Consider the following 17,208-nt stretch of genomic DNA (forward strand, 5'->3'; position numbering starts at 1 on the left):
GCTCAAGCCACGCCGACGGTCTGGTCGGGCACCGTCGCGTCGCCGCCGGCGGACGCGTCGGGCGTGTCGCTCTCGCCGCGCGACACCACCACCGCAGCCACGAGGTCGCCGGTGACGTTGAGCGTGGTGCGGCACATGTCGAGGAAGCGGTCCACGCCCAGGATCAGGCCGATGCCTTCCGGCGGCACGCCGACCATGCCGCAGATCAGCGCGATGACTGGCAGGGAACCGGCAGGAACACCCGCGGTGCCGATGCCGCCGAGGATGCACACCAGCATCACCACCACCTGCTGTCCGAGCGAGAGGTCCACACCGAAGAACTGCGCCAGGAACAGCACGGTCACGCCTTCGAACAGCGCGGTGCCGTTCTGGTTGGCGGTGGCGCCGATCGTCAGCACGAAGCGCGCGACGCGGCGCGGCAGGCCGAGTTTTTCGTCGGCCACCTTGAGCGCGGTGGGCAGCGTGGCGTTGCTCGACGCGGTGGAAAATGCCATCACGATGGCGGCCTGCGAATTGCGGAAGAAAAACAGCGGCGACATGCCGCCGGCAAAGTACAGCGCGGCCGAGTAGACGACGAAGAAATGGATCGCCAGCGCCGCCACCACCACGCCGACGAACGCGCCGAGCCGCAGCAACAGTTCCCAGCCGAACAGTGCCGCGAGATTGAACACCAGGCACGCCACCGCGATCGGCGCGAAGCGGATCACGAGGTTGATCAGCGTCATCGAGATCTCGAACAGGCCTTCGATGACGCCCTTCATGCGCTCGGCGCCCCTGGTCTTCGTCATCACCAGGCCAATGCCGAACATCAGCGCGAAGAACATCACCGCGAGGATGTCGTTGTTGGCCGCGGCGCGGATCACGTTGTCCGGCACGATGCCGATCAGCAGTCCCATGCCGCTGGCCGTGGTGCGGGTGCTGTCGACGATGCCCTGCGCGCGCTCGGCGCCGTCGGCGAGCAGGCGCTGCGCGAGCGCGGGATCGACGCCGCCGCCGGGCTGGAACACGTTCACCATTGCAAGCCCGATCACCACCGCGATCGACGAGACGACGATCGTGTACGCCAGCGTCTTCCAGCCGATGCGGCCGAGCGCGCGAATGTCGCCCATCTCGGCCACACCCATCACCAGCGCCGAGAACAGCAGCGGGATCACGAGCATGAACAGCAGGCGCAGGAACACCTGTCCGATGGGCTGGGTGACGTAGTCGGTGAAGGTCTTCACCCAGCCCGCATCGCCGGCAAACGCATGCACGGCCAGGCCGAGGAGCAGGCCGGCGGCGAAGCCGATGGCCATCTTGATGTGCAGCGGAATGCCGCCGGTGCCTGTGCTCATGCGGGTGCTGTCCTTCGAAGCGGCGGTGTGTTGCGGTGTTGCGATACACGATGCTGCGATGTGGCAATCCGGCCACTGGTATGCCCGGCGAAGCGAAACCCATGAAGCCACTCTTTCACCGGGAGAGTGGTTGGGGCGCCGCCTCAACGCCGGGCGGAGCAAGACCATGAAGCCCCTCTCCCACCGGGAGAGGGGTTGGGGAGAGGGTCCGGCGAAACCTCGACGCCCGATCCCGCCTGAACCGGCGAGGTTGCATGACGTGCTCGTACTCCGCCCGATCCCGCAACGATTCCCACCTCCACGCTCCACCCGGCCCCTCATCCGCTGCTGCCGCAGCACCTTCTCCCGAGAGGAGAAGGACGGCAGGCGCTGCCGCGATTGGCAGCAACGCGGAGCGAACGTGAGTGTTCGTGATGTTACACCAGCCCCGCGATTCGCCGAATCGAGGGCGGTGCAGCGCGCGCACCGGATCCACGCGCCTTCGATCCGCGTCACAATGCGCGCGGGGATCCCGGTTTGCCGGGCATCGATCACGGACCATCGATCGCACGCGGTCGATCACGACGGGGACACATCACATGGGCCTGCTGCAAACGCTCACGCGCCACAAATCCATTCCGCAGCTTCAGGCCGAACTGGGCCAGCGGCGCGAGCTGCGCCGCGTGCTGGGCGTGTGGCAGCTCACCGGCATCGGCCTCGGCGGCATCATCGGTGTCGGCATCTTCGTGCTGGCCGGGCAGCAGGCGGCGGTGAATGCGGGGCCGGCGGTGGCGCTGGCCTTCATCATCGCCGGGATCGCGAGCGCCGCAGCGGCGCTGTGCTACGCCGAGTTCGCCGGCATGATCCCGGTGACCGGATCGGCGTACACCTACAGCTACGCCGTGCTCGGCGAGTTCGTGGCGTGGCTGATCGGCTGGGACCTGTTGCTCGAGTACGCGCTGATCGTGGCGGCGGTGGCGAGCGGCTGGTCGGGCTACCTGCAGAATCTGCTCGGCGCGCTCGGCATCAGTCTGCCGGTATGGGCGCAGGGCGCACTGGGTTCGGGCGAAGGCCGCGTGTTCAACGTCATCGCCGCCGGCGTGGCGCTCGCCGTCGCGTGGCTGCTGACGCAGCGTACCGAATGGGGCGCGCGGCTGAACACGATCGCGGTGATCGTGAAGGTGTTCGGCGTGGCGCTGGTCATCGTTGTGGGCGCGTTCTTCATCGATCCGGACAACTGGGTGCCGTTCATTCCGGACGAAGTGACCGGGCCGGACGGCGTCACGCGCTACGGGTTCGGCGGCGTGGTGGCGGCCGCGGCGGTGGTGTTCTTCGCGGTGTTCGGCTACGACACGCTGACAACGGCTGCGGAAGAGGCGAAGAATCCGCAGCGCGACCTGCCGCGCGCGATCCTGCTCTCGCTCGGCATCTCGATGCTGCTGTACCTGACGATCTCGATGGTGCTGACGGGCGTCGCGCACTATTCCACGCTCGACAACGACGCGCCGGTGGCGAATGCGTTCGGCGCGCTCGGGCTCACCTGGGTGCGCATCGCGATCTCGGCTACGGCGGTGGCGAGCATCATCAGCGTGGTGTTCGCCTTCATGCTGGCGGCGGCACGGATCTGGTTCTCGCTCGCGCGCGACGGCTTGCTGCCGGGCTGGTTTGCCGTGGTGCATCCGAAAAACGGCACGCCGCATCGGCCGACGATCGCGCTCGGCGTGATCACCGCCGTCGTCGCGGGCCTGCTGCCGATCGGCGAGCTGGCGATGCTGGTGAACATCGGCGCGCTGTCGGCGTTCGTGGTGATCTGCGGCGCGATCCTGGTGCTGCGGTACAGGCACCCGGAGATTCCGCGCGGCTTCCGCACGCCGTGGGTGCCGGTGGTGCCGCTGATCGGCATCGGGTTCTCGATCTGGCTGCTCTCGCACCTGCCGTGGGTGACGTGGGAGCGCTTCCTGCTGTGGATGGGCGTGGGGCTGCTGGTGTATTTCGGTTACGGGATGCGGCACAGCAAGCTGGCGGGCAGGGGCTAGGTTCTTCGGAAGGGATGGCGTGATTGGGGGACTGTTGGCTCGGACCACCCCCTTCCGCCTGCCGGCACCTTCCCCCGCACGCGGGAGAAGGGTCTCTTCGATGTCTGCGCGGAAGATCTGCGGCGTCACGCTGGTGCCTGGCAATCATCGAAGACTCCTTCTCCCGCGGAGCGGGGGAAGGTGCCGGCAGGCGGAAGGGGGTGCTCCGCCGCAGTCTCAGCTCGCGCGACGTTCCGGGTACAACGGCGGCAGCACGCCCGTGTCCGTCGCAGTCGCCGACGTCGCACGCCACGCGAAATGCGCTGCAAACACGCGCTCCAGCAACGCGAGCACATTCTCGCCCTCGCCGTCCCGATACAACGAACGCTCCAGCGCAAGCACGGCATCGCGCTGCGCACCCTCGGCCAACGCCGCCGCCAGCGCGCCGAGTTCGCGCACATCGGGACGTTCGCTGCGTGCGCCGCGCAACAGCGCCTGCGCCGCGCCGCGTGCGTCGGACGCCGCGACGGCGGCGCGCAGGTCGCGCTTCCACGCGTCCGGCATCGGGCGCGGCGGCGCGGGGGTGGCCGGCATCGGTGCACGAGGTTCGCGACGACGCAGCAGCAGCGCCGCCGTCACGAGCCACAGCACGGCAAACACGGCCGTCGCGATCTGCCAGCGACGATCGCCCGGCACGGGCCCGGTCGCAGGCCCCGCATCCGCCGGACGCGCAACGTCGCCGATGCCCGGCGATGCCGCCGCGTCCGGCGCGGTCGCCGGCGACACGCTGCCGCCCACGGCCATCCACGATCGCGCCGGCAGCACCGCGCGTTCGCGCCGGTCGGTGGCGGTGTTCCACCAGTCGATGCCGATCTCGCCGATCTCGATCGGGCCCGCCCGCGTCGGCACCACCGCGAACTTGCGCACGCGCTCGCCGCGCAGCCATTCGCCGTCGTCGCGCGTCTGCGTGGTTTCCTGATCGGGGTAGACCTCGGCGCCCTCGATGCGCGGCAGCGTCAGTTCCGGCAGCTGTTCGGCCGCCAGGCCCTGCGCGCTCATCCGCAGCGTGAGTGTCAGCGGCTCGCCGACACGCAGTTCGTCCGGCGGCACGCCGCTTTCGTCGGTGAGCGTGAGCTGCTGCGCCGGCAGCCACGGCGTCGGCGCATCGGCGGGGCGGGCGCGCACGTCCAGTGCCACCTTGTCGGCACGTGCGCTCAGGTTGACGCCGCCGCCGAACATCGAGTTGTACTGGCCCGGTCGCAACGCGCGCCCGCGGAACTGCGGACCGGCGATCTCGATGCGTCCGCTGGCCTCGGGGATGAGCGCGTAGCGGCGCTCCACCACGTTGTAGCGGCGCCCGCCGACGGTCTTCTGGTAGGTCAGGTCCTGGCCGAGGCGGCGCACCTGGCCAGCATCGGCCTTCGGTTCCTCGAGCTGGCCTTCGAGCAGGGTCACCGCGTAATACAGCCGCACCACGTAGCGCACCTGCTGCTGCACATAGGGGCCCGCGGGCTCGGCCGTGGTTTCCATGAACACGTCTTCGCCCTGGGCCGCGCTGCCGCCGGACGGCGCCGGCAGCACGGTCAGCGTGAGCGGTTCGGTCGATTCGTTGCCGAGCTGCAGCGCGGGAATGCCGATCACGCCTTCCTGCAGCGGTTCCAGTGCGATGGCCCATAGCATCTTCGCGCTCTGCTGCCCGTTGACGATGCTGATCTGGCTCTGCGACGAGGTGCCGAGGCGACGGAAACTCTGATCGAGCACGGAGAAATCCGGCTCCTCGCCGCGGATGTCGGTTTCGACGTTGAGCGTGACGGTCTCGCCCATGCGCATGCTGTCGCGGTCGAGCCAAGCGCGCGGCGCGGCCAGCGCAAGGAGCGGCAGCAGCAGGCCGAACAGCAGGAGGCAACGGGCGATCGTCGGGTGGGGCCGGGTCATGGCGGATCGTTTCCTTCGCCGTCGCGCAGGCGACGCTGGTATTCGAGTGCGAACTTGCGCCGCAGCAGGCCGCCCGGATCGTCGGGCACGCGTCGGAGCCATTGCTCGGCGGCCTGGTCGCGCTCGGCCTCGCGCGGATCCTGCGCTTCGGTGGCCTGCTCGTCGGCCTTCTCGCCGTCCTTGAGTGCGTCTTCCATCTGCTGCGCGAACTGTTCTTCGGCGGCGCGTTGTTGTTCGTCGGTGGGGGCGGCGCCGTCCTGCGCCTCGCCGTCGTCGGTCGGCTCGCCGCCTTGTTGCTCCTGCTGCTGGCCATCCTTCGAATCGGACGAGTCCTGCTGCGGGTCGCCCTGCTGCGGATCGCCCTCCTGTGGTTGCTGGCCGTCCTGCGGTTCGCCGTCCTGCTGCTGCGATGTGTCGCCGTCCTGCTGCTGTTGCTGCTGGTCCTGTTGCTGTTGCTTGAGGAAGGCTTCGACCGCGGCGCGGTTGGCGATGGCGTCGTCCATGCCGGGCGCCGCGGCGAGCGCTTCGTCGTAGGCGGCGATCGCCTCCTCGTAACGTGCCGCCTTCGCCAGCGCGTTGCCGCGGTTGTAGTGCGCGTCGGCATCGCTGCGCTGGGCGAAGTCGCGTTCGGCCGCGGCATAGTCTTCGGCGCGGTAGGCCGCGCTGCCGCGCAACGCCGCGTCGCGCGCCAGTTGCTGCGCGGCGGCGGCATCGTCGTTCTGCAGGGCGTCCCATGCGCGCTGATCGTCGCGTTTCCAGAGCGCATCCCATTCGAACGCCTGAGCCTGCGGCGCGGGCAATGCAAACAGCAGCGCCAGACAGGCGAGCCAGCCGCGGCGGAATGCGAGCGCGGCCAGCGGCAGCAGTGCCAGCAGCAGCCACGGACCCTCGTCGCGATACGCCGCCGCGGTGCGTTCGTCCGCGCGCAGGCGCGCACCGCTGCCGACGACGGCGTCGAGCCCGAGCGCGGCGAGGTCGCTGCCGTCGGAGGTCAGCGCGGCGTAGCGTCCGCCGCCGGCGTCGGCGAGCGCGCGCAGGCTGGCGTCGTCGAGTTTCGCGAGCAGGATGCCGCCGTCGGCATCCGGCACGAAACCGCCGTCCGGCAACGGCGCCGGCGCGCCCTGCGCCGTCCCGGCGCCGAGCACGGACACGCGCAGCCCGGACGCGGCCGCGGTGCGTGCGGCGTCGATCGCGCGGGGCTCGACCGCATCGGTGATCAGCAGCAGATCGCCCGATTCGAAGCCGGCATCGCGCAGCAGGCGCGTGGCGAGCGCGATGGCGCGGTCGGCACGCTTGCCGCGCACCGGCACGATGTCGACCTGCATCGCGCCGGCGAGATCGAGCAGCGAGCCGGCATCGTCGGTCAGCGGCGCGACGGTGAAGGCATCGCCGCCGAACGCGATCAGGCCGGTCTGTCCTTCGCGCCGCGCGCCGAGCAGGCTGGTGAGCTTGAACCGCGCACGCGTGGCGCGGTCGGGCTTGAGGTCGGTGGCGCGCATCGTGTCGGACAGGTCGATCGCGACGATCAGCGCGGAATCCGCGCGACTGAGCGGCTGCGGCAACTGGCGGTATGCCGGCCCCGCGAGCGCGGCAACCGCGATGACGAACGCCAGCGAGAACAGCGCCGGCGCGAGCCAGCCGCGCGTGCCGCGACCGCGTTCGAGCAGGTGCGGCAGCAGGTGCGCGTCGCACACGCGCCGCCACGGATCCTCGGCATGCTGGCGCCGCCGCCACAACCACAGCAGCAACGGCAGCGCGGCAAGCGCGAGCAGCCACCCGGGCCGCAGGAAATGGAACTGGGCCAGCACGGCGCTCATCGCGCGGCCTCGACCGCGTCGTCGCGCCCGCGCGGGCGCGGCAGCAGCGGCAGCAGCGCGAGCAGCAGCACCAGCGCGAGTGGATGCATGAACAGTTCGGTGCGCGGGCGCAGTGTTTCGCCCTCCTGCGCGGCCGGTTCCAGCCGGTCGAGTTCGGCGTAGATGCCGGCCAGCTCGCCCGTGTCGCGCGCGCGGAAGAAGCGGCCGCCGGTGGTGTCGGCGATCTTGGTGAGGGTGTCCTCGTCGATCTCCGCGCCGGGCGTGGGCATCGACAGGCCGAGCAGGTTCATCCGCCCGCCTTCGCTGCCGATGGCGACGGTGTAGACGCGCACGCTGTCGCTTGCGGCGAGTTCGGCGGCCTTCAGCGGCGGCAGTTCGCCGGCGGTGTTGACGCCGTCGGTCAGCAGGATCAGCACGCGCTCGCCCGCAGGACGTTCGCGCAGGCGCTTGACCGCAAGGCCGATCGCGTCGCCGATCGCGGTTTCGCGTCCGGCCAGGCCCACGGCGCTGGTTTCCAGCTGGTAGCGCACGCTCTGGCGATCGAAGGTCAGCGGCGTGACCTGGTAGGCCTGCTGCCCGAACAGCAGCAGGCCGACGCGATCGCCGACGCGGCGCGCGAGGAAATCGCCGACCACGACTTTCACCGCGCTGAGGCGATCGACGACGCGCCCGCCGATCTCCATGTCCTCGGCCGCCATCGAACCCGAGACGTCGACCGCCAGCATCAGATCGCGCCCGGACTGCGGCAGCGCTTCGGCCTCGCCGACCCACTGCGGCCGCGCGGCCGCAACGCACAGCAGCACCCAGGCGAGCGCCGGCAGCACGAGGTTGCGCGCGCCGCCGCGCGCCGCCGCCGTGCCCGCGAGCGCGACCAGCTCGCCGAAGAACGGTACGCGCAGCGCGGCGCCGGCGGACTCGGGTGCGCGCGGCAGCAGGCTGTGTGCGAGCCACGGCAACGGCACGGCGAGGAATACCAGCGGCCAGGCGAACTCAAACATCGGCGCGATCCACGAAAAGCGGCAGCCGCGCGCGTACCAGACCGGCCAGCGCATCGACATCGGCCGCCGCGACCTGTGCGCGGTACGGCCCGTCGATCAGCACGCGCCCGGGGCCGGTGCTGAACGGGCGCGCGGGATCGTCGGCGTCGAGGAAGCGCAGCCAGGCCTCGTCGCGCAGCGTGTGCGCGGGCGGCGCGTAACGCTTGCCGGCGCGGCGCAGCAGCAGCGACAGTTCCGCCAGGCGCGCCGCGTTGTCCGGGTGGCGCTGCAGCAGGGAGTCGAGCTCGTGCAGCAATCGCGCGCGTGCGCGGGCCAGCCGGCGGCGGCGCGACCAAACGCGCCACAGCAGCACCAGCGCGATCAGCACCAGCAGCGCGAACACCCACCAGCCCGGCGCCGGCGGCCACCAGCCGGGCTCGGCGGGCAGGTGGATGTCGCGCAGCTGCGGGCCGGGCTGCGGATTCATGCGGCCGCCTCGCGCGTCGGCGCGCCGCGCAGCAGCTGGCGCAGCGCGTCGACCGGATCCTCGTCGGTCGCGACGAGGCGGGCACGCGCGCCGGCGCGGCGCAGGCGGTCGAGCGCATCGCGGTGCTGCGCATCGAAATGTTCACGCCAGCGGTCGCGCTGGGGCTGTGCGTCGAGCAGCAGGGTGCCGCGGTCACGGCCGTCGCTGACGCGGTAGCGCTGCGGTCGCGGCGCCGTGGTTTCGATCGGATCCACGAGCACGCAGGCGGCCAGGTCGTGGTGCGCCCGCAGGCGCGCGAGCGAGCGTTCGCCGGCCGCGTCGACGCTGCGTGCGTCGAGCAGCAGCAGGATGTGGCTGCCGGGCCGCAACACGCGGTAGAGCGCGTCGAGCGTGGTCGCCAGCGGGACGCCGGGCGAGGACGAAGGCAAGGCCACGCCCGACTCCGGCTGCCAGCGCACGAGTCCGTCGAGTACGCGCAACGCGCCGCGCCGGCCGCCGAGCGGCTGGATCACCTCGCCGCGCCCGCCGCACTCGCCGGCCGCGAGGCGGTCGCCTTCGGACAAGGCGAGCCACGTCAACAGGCTGCCGATGCGCGCCGCCTGCACCGACTTGAAGCACGCGCGCGTGCCGAACGCCATCGCCGGCGCGGCGTCGTACACGAGCGCGGTGACGCGTTCGCGTTCGGGCTGGAAGAGCTTGGTGTGGGTGCGGCCGGTGCGTGCGGTGACGCGCCAGTCGATGTGGCGCACGTCGTCGCCGGCCGCGTACGGGCGCGACTCGGCGTATTCCATTCCGCGGCCGCGGAACGGCGAACTTTGTCCGCCGCTCATGCGGTTTTCGCTCCGTCGCTGGCCGGCCTGCGCCAGTTCGCGCGCGCGGGCGCGCAGCGCGACCAGTTCGCGCAGGTCCGCATGCACGCCGGACACGATCATGCGACGGCACGGTCCGCGGATGGCATCGCGCGCGCGCTCAGGGCAACGGCACGCGGTCGAGCAGCGAGGCGATCACCGCGTCGCTGTCGACGCCGTCGGCCTCGGCTTCGAACGACAGCAGCACGCGATGGCGCAGCACGTCGAAGGCCACCGCGTGGATGTCCTGCGGAGCGACGTAGTCGCGGCCGGCGAGCCAAGCGTGGGCACGGGCGCAGCGCTCCAGCGCGATCGTGCCGCGCGGGCTGGCACCGAACGCGATGCGACGCTTGATCTCCGCACCGTAGGCGCCGGCATCGCGCGTGGCGAGCACCAGTTCCACGAGATAGCGCTCCAGGTTGGGCGCAAGGTGCAGATCGAGCAAGGCCGCACGCGCGGCGAAGATGTCGGCCGCGGTGACGCGCCGTGCGGGCGGCGGCTGCGCGACGATGTCGGCCCGTGCACGATCGCGCGCCAGACGCAGGATGTCGGTTTCCGCGCCGGCCTCCGGATAGCCGATGCGCACGTGCATGAGGAAACGATCGAGCTGCGCCTCGGGCAGCGGATAGGTGCCTTCCTGCTCGATCGGGTTCTGCGTGGCCATCACCAGGAACAGCCGCGGCAACGCGTACGTGACCCGGCCGACCGTGATCTGGCGTTCGCCCATGGCTTCGAGCAACGCCGACTGCACCTTCGCCGGAGCGCGGTTGATTTCGTCGGCCAGCAGCAGATTGTGGAAGATGGGGCCGGGCTGGAACTCGAATTTCGCGTCCTGCGGCCGGTAGATCTCGGTACCGGTGAGGTCGGACGGCAGCAGGTCGGGCGTGAACTGGATGCGGTGGAAGTCGCCCTCGATGCGCGCGGCGAGCTCCTTGATGGCCGTGGTCTTGGCCAGGCCCGGCGCGCCTTCCACCAGCAGATGGCCGTCGGCCAGCAGCGCGATCAGCAGACGCTCGACCAGGATGGGCTGACCGACCACGCAGGCGGCGAGATCGTCGCGCAATTGCGCGAAGGCCTGACTCAGCGGGGACGCGGGAGGCGTGGACTGTCCGTCCATGTGGCATTTCCGAAGTTGTGCGGGAGGGGCGCGACCGCCGCCGCGGCGCGGCCGGCGCGCCACGCGGACGGCCGGCTGTGACCCCTGCCGCGTGGCGAAGGTTCAGTGCAGTTTAGTGGCCGTTCCGGCGCAGTACATCGGCCAGAGGTTGGGGCCGCCCGATCAGGTAGCCCTGGGCATAGCGGCATCCCAGCGCCCGCAGCACGTCGAGCTGTTCCTCGGTCTCGATCCCTTCGACCAGCGCCTGCGCGCCGATGGCGTGCACGAGGTCGACGATGGCCTCGACCATCGCGCGTGCGCGCGCGCTGCCCATCATGTTGCGGGCAAACGCCTGGTCGATCTTGATCGTGTCGAAATCCAGTTCGTGCAGGTGCGCAAGGTTCGAGAAGCCGGTGCCGAAGTCGTCGAGCGCGACATGGATGCCTTCGCGCCGGCAGTGGGCGATGGCTTCGGCCACCTGGACGTAGTCGAGCGCCTGGCTTTCGGTGATCTCGACCTTGATCGCGCCCGGTTCGAGCCCGGCAGCCCGGGTGCGCTCGACGATGCGTTCGATCAGGCCGGCTTCGCGCAGTTGTCGCGGCGAGACGTTGATGGCGATGAACGGGAGCGGCGCGATGCCGATATCGCGCAATGCGCAGAGCGCGGCGACGGCGGCGTCGAGCACGTAGTCGCCCACCGGGACGATGAGCGAGGTTTCCTCCGCCAGGGCGATGAACTCCATCGGCGAGACCGGACCGCGTTCGGGATGGGTCCAGCGCACCAGCGCCTCGTAACCGGCAATCCGGTTGTCGCGGATGTCGAACAGCGGCTGCAGGCGCAGGTCGAGTCCGTTCGTTGCGATCGCTTCGCGCAGCTGGCTTTCGAGCCGGATCTTGCCCAGGCCTGCAAGCTCGTGCGGGTCGGCATCGAACTGGCCTTCCGGCAGGGCAAGGCCGTGCATGGCCGCCAGCGCGCCACGGTAGCGCTTGAGCTGGCCCTGGAGCAGCGAACGGATGACCGGATCGGCATGCGCGAGGCGCTCTGCGATCTGTTCGCGGCCGATCGGAATCAGCACGCACTCGGTGACGGCGGTGGCGGTGGCGGTGCGTGGCGAGTCGTCGATGACGGCCATTTCTCCGACGATGTCGCCTGCGCCGATCTGGGCCAGATGCACGCTCGAGTCGCCGCGCAACGCGCTGATGGCCAGATCCCCGGACTCCAGCAGGAAGGCGGTGGTGGGCGCGTCGCCTTCGCGGAACAGGCGTTCGCCGGGTTGCAGCTGGATGCGGTGCGGAACCAAGACGGACGCACTCCTCACGGGTCCGGGGCCGATGCTGCGCGCCGGACGGCCGAAAAACAACGGGGTCGCATCTGCGACCCCGTGCCATCCATCTTGCCGCGTCTGCTACTCCGGTACCACCGTGATCTGACAGGAAATGTCCGAAGTCACAGGAGACGACCGGATGAACGTGACCGTTCTTCCTTCCACGTCTTCGTCGGACCCATTGACCACGCAGTCACCTGCCGCAGTCGCAACGAAGTTCTCCTCGGCGGGGGTTACCTGCATGTTGGCCGTGGTGCCATCCGCAAACGGTGCGTCGCACTCGGCACTGGTCCCGGCAGCGGCGCTGCACAGAAGGCTGCCGGCAATGGTGGCACTCGTTGCTCCGGGCGTCGTGAGCCGGACTGTCAGCGTGAATTGCTCTTCCGGATCCGTCTCGTCCTCGCACGCGCCCAAGGGAGGCGGCGGACTTGCACCGGAGAACGCGCAGCTGTCGCGGCCCTTGATCGTCACGTCGGCCGAGGGCTCGCCGCCACCCACCGCGAAGGTGCACGTCCACTCGGCGCCGCCGTCGGGCTGATCCATCTGCGAGGCAACGATCACGGCCTCGGTTTCGCCGTTGGCGTCCGTGAGGTCCGGCTGCTGCGAGATGTTGACGGTGGCGGTTTCGCCATCGCCTTCGCAGGTGCCCGAGATCGCCGTGCCCTGCACCGGGTTGCCGGCGCCGTCGATGAGGCGCAGATCGATCGTGTACGTGCCGTTGCCGATGATCGCGGTCGGGCTGGCCTGCAGGATCAGGTTGTCGGCCACGGTGATTTCCACCTCGGCCGGCTCCACGCCCGGGACGGAGAACTGCACGGTGTCTTCGCCGTCTTCGGTCATGCCGATGGTGGTGACTTCCGCGAGCGCGCAACCCGAGGCCCCGGTGGCGTTGGCGAGCGTGCCGCTGGACTGGCCGTCGACCGTGCCGGAACCGGACTCGAGCGAGAAGCCGAAGCCGATGAACACGCCCTGGATCGGGCTGTTGTTGGCGTCGAGCATGCACACCGTGACGAACGAGGTGGTGTTACCCGGGATGACCGCCGGACTCGCGATCAGCGTCGCCGGAGCGATGCCGGGATACACGGCCGTCACGACATCGGACACGAGCTTCTGGCCACCGCCGGACACGTTGGCCGCGCCGCGCGCCCACAGGGCGACGGCCTTGCCGAGGATCGAGACCGGATAGTTGAGCGTGGTCGTTGCGATGCCGAGGCTGTTGGTCGACGACGTGGCACCGATGGTGCCGGTCGTGGCGCGACCGACGATGTACGGAAGCACGTTGCCGAAGTCCACCGAGACCCCGGTGTCGTCATTGTCGTTGAACGGCTGGGTGACGTTCAGGCTCGTCGCCGAGTTCACCTGCGCCACCGTGCGCGCACTTTCCAGGTCGCGGTTGCCCGGCACTTCCTGCCCAAAGACCAGCAGGGTGTCGCCCGGGCCGGCCGCATCGTTCGGGCCGCCCGAAGTCGTCGTGAAGTGGCCGCTCGGCGCGGTGAACAGCGTGCCGCCTTCACGCGGGTTGCCATCGCCGCCGCTCAGCACGAACGTGCCCGGGCCTTCTTCCGGGAAGCCGGCCAGCGGTTCGTCGACGAGGCCGAACTCGATCGGCGTGCCGGCCAGCACCGGATTGCCCTGGCGGTCGGTCGCGATCGCGCTGACCGTGAAGCTGTAGGAGCCGTCGAGGCCACCCGGGACTTCTTCGCCGGATTCGTCGACCACACCCGTGTCGACGCGGTTGGCGAGGATCGCCTCGATGTCCGGACTGACGATCCGCACGCTGAACAGGCGACCGTCGGAGATCACGATGGTGCGCTCGCCGACCACCGGGCTGGTGATGCCGTTGTCGACGTTGTTGTCGGCGCGGTCGGACGTCGCACGCACGATGTACGCGCCGGTCTCGACACCGGCAATGACCAGTGCATTGGCCGTGCCGTTGGTGGTGCGCAGCACGATGGAGGTGGCTTCCTGCAGCTGGCCGGCCGCGTTGGTGCCCGAGAGCACCGCGTCGCCGCTGCCGCCGCCCGGGATGATTTCGAGGCGGACGTTGTTGAACGCGGTGGATCCCGCCACGGGGTTCGGGACCGGCGAGCCGGCGCCGTCGGTCACGCTGATCGAGACCGTGCCGGACGAGGTGCCGCCCGAGTCGCTGGCGTAGATCGGGCTGGTCGGCGCGCGCACGACGACGGCACCGGGAAGCGGCGGCACGTTGGTGACGATGTTGAAATCGTAGACGCCTTCGACGCGCTGTCCGGTGTCCGGATCGGTGAACGCGGCATGCAGGCGGATCGTGCCCGCGTTTTCGGCCGACCAAACGAAGGCACGGCTCACGCCGGCCGATACGCCGGTGAAGATGGAGACGAACGGGGTCGTCATTTCGTTGACGTCGTCGGTGTCCGGATCGTCCGGCACCGAGACCGCGCCGTTTTCGACCGGCGTGACCGAGAACTGGATGGCCTGATCGCCGTCGCCGTCATCGTTGATGGCCTGCCCGCTCGCGCTGCGGACGTTGACGATCACCTCGGAGATGTACGGGGAGCCGAGGAAGAACGGGACGCCGTCGGTATTCACCGCGATGTCGGTCTTGGTGGGTTGGAACGAGATGCGCGGATCGTTGCCCGGCCCGTTGCCGACGGTCACGTTGACGGTGCGGGTGACGGTGCGGCCCGGCGTGGTGGTGTCCTGCGCCGAGAAGGTGATGCTGCCGGTGCCCGGGTTCGGACCGGACTGGAAGTAGAAGTTGGCGACACCGCCGACGGTGGTCGCCGTCGCCGTTCCGCCATTCGTGCCGTTGCCGGTGGACAGATTGCCGAGCCCCGCGCCGTTCACCGTCGCGGTGATCGTGGCGCCGTCTGCAACGGGCGTGCCGCTTGCCTGCCGCAGCGTAGCGGTGATGGTGGTAAGGCTGCGCGGATTGAGCGAGACCGTGGACGAGGATGTCGTCAGCGACAGACCCTGGGGCGTGAAGCCGGAGTCGCTGTCGCTGCCGCCGCCGCCGCCGCACGCGGCGAGCGCTGCGGTCGCCGCGAGCAGTACAAGGGATTTGAGGGAAGCTGCAAATTTCATTCTGTCTCTCCGCGAACCAGGTCGCTTCCTGCGATGACGTGTGGGGGTTGTTGCGTGCGGCGCGGGCGTATCAGCGACGACCGGCCACGGGCAGCACTTTCGGGGTGACGAAGATCAGCAGTTCGGCCTTGGAGGATTCGCGCTGCTTGTTGCGGAACAGGTTGCCGAGGATCGGCACGTCGGCGAGGAACGGCACCTTGCGCAGGTCCTCGCGGCTGGTGAACTCGTACACGCCGCCGATGACGACCGTCTGACCGTTCTCCACCAGCACCGCGGTGCTGATCTGGCGCTTGGCGAGCGTCGGGATGTCGCCCAGTTCGCTCTGCAGGATGCCCGAGACTTCGTCCTTCTTGACGTTCATCGCGAGGAAGACGCGGCCGTCCTGCGTGATCGTCGGCGTGACTTTCAGTTCGAGCAGCGCTTCCTTGAACTGCACGGTCGGGATCGGCGTGGCACCGGCGCTCGGCGTGACCGTGATGTAGCCGATTTCGTCGCCCTGGCTGATGACCGCTTCGCGCTGGTTGGCGGTGATGACGCGCGGGCTGGAGACCACCTCGCCGCGGCCCTCGGTCTCGAGCGCGGACAGTTCGAGGTCGAGCAGATAGTCGGCGCCGAGCACCGCGAAGCCGAGACGGCCGGCCGGGTTGACGACGGGCATGCTGACATTGAGGCGATCGGTCAGCGACGGCACGAGCACGCCGCCGCCGACCGGACCGGGACGGCCGACGGGCAAGCCGGTGCTGGAACCATTGAAGCGGTTCACCAGTGCCGAGTTGATCATCGTATTGTTGGCGTTGAGCCCGCCGCCGGTGGTGATGATGTTGCCGTTGCTGTCCTCGTAGCCACCGCTGATGCCGAACTGGGCGCCGAGCTCGCGCGCGAAATCCTCGGTGGCGATGACGATGCGCGACTCGATCAGCACCTGGTCGACCGGGCGGTCGAGCAATGCGATGAGCGCCTTGATTTCGTTGATCTTCTCGATCGAGTCGTTGACCAGCAGGGTGTTGGTGCGGCGATCGAAGCTGACGCTGCCGCGCGGCGACAGGAAGCCGCGGCTTTGCTGCCCGGTCCCGCCCTGTCCGCCACCGCCACCCTGCTGGGCAGTCTTGCTTTCGTCGGTCAGCAGCTTCGCGATGTCCTCGGCGCTGCCGTAGTTGATCGCGATGTACTCGGCGACGAGCTCCGCGCGTTCCTCGTTCGCGATGCGTGCGTCGGCCTTGGCCTGCTCGTACGCGGCAATCTCGGCCTGCGGCGCGATCCAGATCACGCTGCCGTCGCGGCGCTGGTCCAGGCTCTTGGCGCGCAGCACGATGTCGAGCGCTTGGTCCCACGGCACGTTGATCAGGCGCAGCGTCACGTTGCCGGTCACGCTGTCGGCCGCGACGATGTTGAGTTCGGACTCTTCCGCGATCAGCTGCAGCACGGTGCGGACCGGAATGTCCTGGAAGTTGAAGGTCACCGGCTTGCCGACGTAGCCTTTCTCGATGTCTCCGGTCAGGCTGCCCGCGACCGCGGCGTCTTCCGGGGCGATCGGCGAGACTTCGACGACGTATTCGTTGCCGGTCTGGTAGGCAAGCGTCTCGAACGCGCCGCTGTTCATCAACGTGACGCGTGTGTCGACGCCGCGCACGTTCGACTCCACCGTCTGCACCGGCGTCGCGAAGTCGATCACGTCGAGCTTCTGGCGCAGCGACTCGGGCAGGCGCACGCCGGGCAGGTCGACCACCACGGCCTGGCCTTCGGTGCGCATGTCGGCGACGGCACCTTCGCCGTCGAAGGTGAGCACCACGCGCCCGGCGCCTTCGGCCGTGCGGCGGAAATCGACGTTGGAAATCGCCGCCCCCCCGCCGATGCGCTTGGCCGGATCGGCCGCGAGACCGGGCGTCACGCCGGTCTGCGCCGCCATGCCCGCGCCCGGCGCCACGGTGATGATGAAGTTGCTGCCTTCGCCGCGCGTCTCGTACGACGCACTGCGGAACAGGTCGACGATGACGCGCGTGCGGCCCGAGGCCTCCACCGCGCTCACCGCGCTGGTGGCGCCGTTGCCGATCGCGATGCGGCGCTCGCTGACGCGGTTGGTGGTGCCCGGAAGATCGATCGCGATGCGCGGCGGCTCGTCCGTGGTGAACGCCTGCGCGCCCTGCACCGGCTGCGCCATGTGCAGCGTGATCTGCACGCTGCCGTCGGCGCCGGGCGCGTAGCTGATCTCCTCCAGCACGTTCTGCGCCGCCGCCGGCAGCGACACCGCCAGGGCGAACAGGCCGATCGCGCGGGTCATGCGGCGTTTCAGGCCCTGCCCGAACGTGGGCAACTTGGCTTTCATCGAGGTCATC

11 protein-coding genes are annotated in these 17,208 nt (G+C 69.8%); 1 reads left to right on the forward strand and 10 read right to left on the reverse strand.

Annotated elements, in window-relative coordinates:
* Positions 1-2: 2 nt before the first annotated feature.
* Positions 3-1,334 (reverse strand): dicarboxylate/amino acid:cation symporter, encoded by a 1,332-nt coding sequence (locus HNQ52_RS14230; protein WP_183961833.1) that lies wholly within the window; start codon positions 1,332-1,334, stop codon positions 3-5.
* A 578-nt stretch (positions 1,335-1,912) separates the two neighbouring features.
* On the opposite strand from HNQ52_RS14230, the gene HNQ52_RS14235 reads away from it, so the two are divergent.
* Positions 1,913-3,349, forward strand: coding sequence for an amino acid permease (locus tag HNQ52_RS14235; RefSeq protein ID WP_183961834.1), 1,437 nt, complete (start codon positions 1,913-1,915; stop codon positions 3,347-3,349).
* 216 nt (positions 3,350-3,565) lie between these two features.
* Here HNQ52_RS14235 and HNQ52_RS14240 read toward each other — a convergent pair whose 3' ends face one another.
* The 9 genes from HNQ52_RS14240 to HNQ52_RS14280 form a co-directional block, all read right to left on the reverse strand.
* Positions 3,566-5,263: a BatD family protein gene (locus HNQ52_RS14240; RefSeq protein ID WP_183961835.1), complete on the reverse strand. Its 1,698-nt coding sequence runs from the start codon at positions 5,261-5,263 to the stop codon at positions 3,566-3,568.
* On the reverse strand, positions 5,260-7,080 hold the full coding sequence (locus tag HNQ52_RS14245; protein WP_183961836.1) for a VWA domain-containing protein: 1,821 nt from the start codon (positions 7,078-7,080) through the stop codon (positions 5,260-5,262). Before HNQ52_RS14245 ends, HNQ52_RS14240 begins: the two co-directional genes overlap by 4 nt.
* Positions 7,077-8,132 carry a vWA domain-containing protein gene (locus tag HNQ52_RS14250; RefSeq protein WP_425486505.1) on the reverse strand — a complete coding sequence of 352 codons (1,056 nt, stop codon included), beginning with the start codon at positions 8,130-8,132 and terminating at the stop codon, positions 7,077-7,079. Before HNQ52_RS14250 ends, HNQ52_RS14245 begins: the two co-directional genes overlap by 4 nt.
* On the reverse strand, positions 8,071-8,544 hold the full coding sequence (locus HNQ52_RS14255; RefSeq protein WP_183961838.1) for a DUF4381 domain-containing protein: 474 nt from the start codon (positions 8,542-8,544) through the stop codon (positions 8,071-8,073). Before HNQ52_RS14255 ends, HNQ52_RS14250 begins: the two co-directional genes overlap by 62 nt.
* The gene (locus tag HNQ52_RS14260; protein WP_183961839.1) at positions 8,541-9,476 is read right to left on the reverse strand and encodes a DUF58 domain-containing protein; all 936 of its coding nucleotides are present in this window, start codon (positions 9,474-9,476) and stop codon (positions 8,541-8,543) included. Before HNQ52_RS14260 ends, HNQ52_RS14255 begins: the two co-directional genes overlap by 4 nt.
* Positions 9,477-9,513: 37 nt before the next feature.
* Positions 9,514-10,509, reverse strand: a complete 996-nt coding sequence (locus HNQ52_RS14265; RefSeq protein WP_183961840.1) for an AAA family ATPase — start codon at positions 10,507-10,509, stop codon at positions 9,514-9,516.
* A gap of 112 nt (positions 10,510-10,621) precedes the next feature.
* On the reverse strand, positions 10,622-11,788 hold the full coding sequence (locus HNQ52_RS14270) for an EAL domain-containing protein (RefSeq protein ID WP_183961841.1): 1,167 nt from the start codon (positions 11,786-11,788) through the stop codon (positions 10,622-10,624).
* 105 nt (positions 11,789-11,893) lie between these two features.
* Complete coding sequence (locus HNQ52_RS14275; RefSeq protein WP_183961842.1) at positions 11,894-14,875, reverse strand: hypothetical protein; 2,982 nt, start codon at positions 14,873-14,875, stop codon at positions 11,894-11,896.
* Positions 14,876-14,945: 70 nt separating this feature from the next.
* Entirely contained in the window at positions 14,946-17,207 is a 2,262-nt protein-coding gene (locus HNQ52_RS14280; RefSeq protein ID WP_221282098.1) for a type IV pilus secretin PilQ, read from the reverse strand.
* Position 17,208: the final 1 nt, after the last annotated feature.

The organism is Chiayiivirga flava, assembly GCF_014202825.1.
In the GTDB taxonomy this organism is placed as follows: Bacteria; Pseudomonadota; Gammaproteobacteria; order Xanthomonadales; family Xanthomonadaceae; genus Chiayiivirga; species Chiayiivirga flava.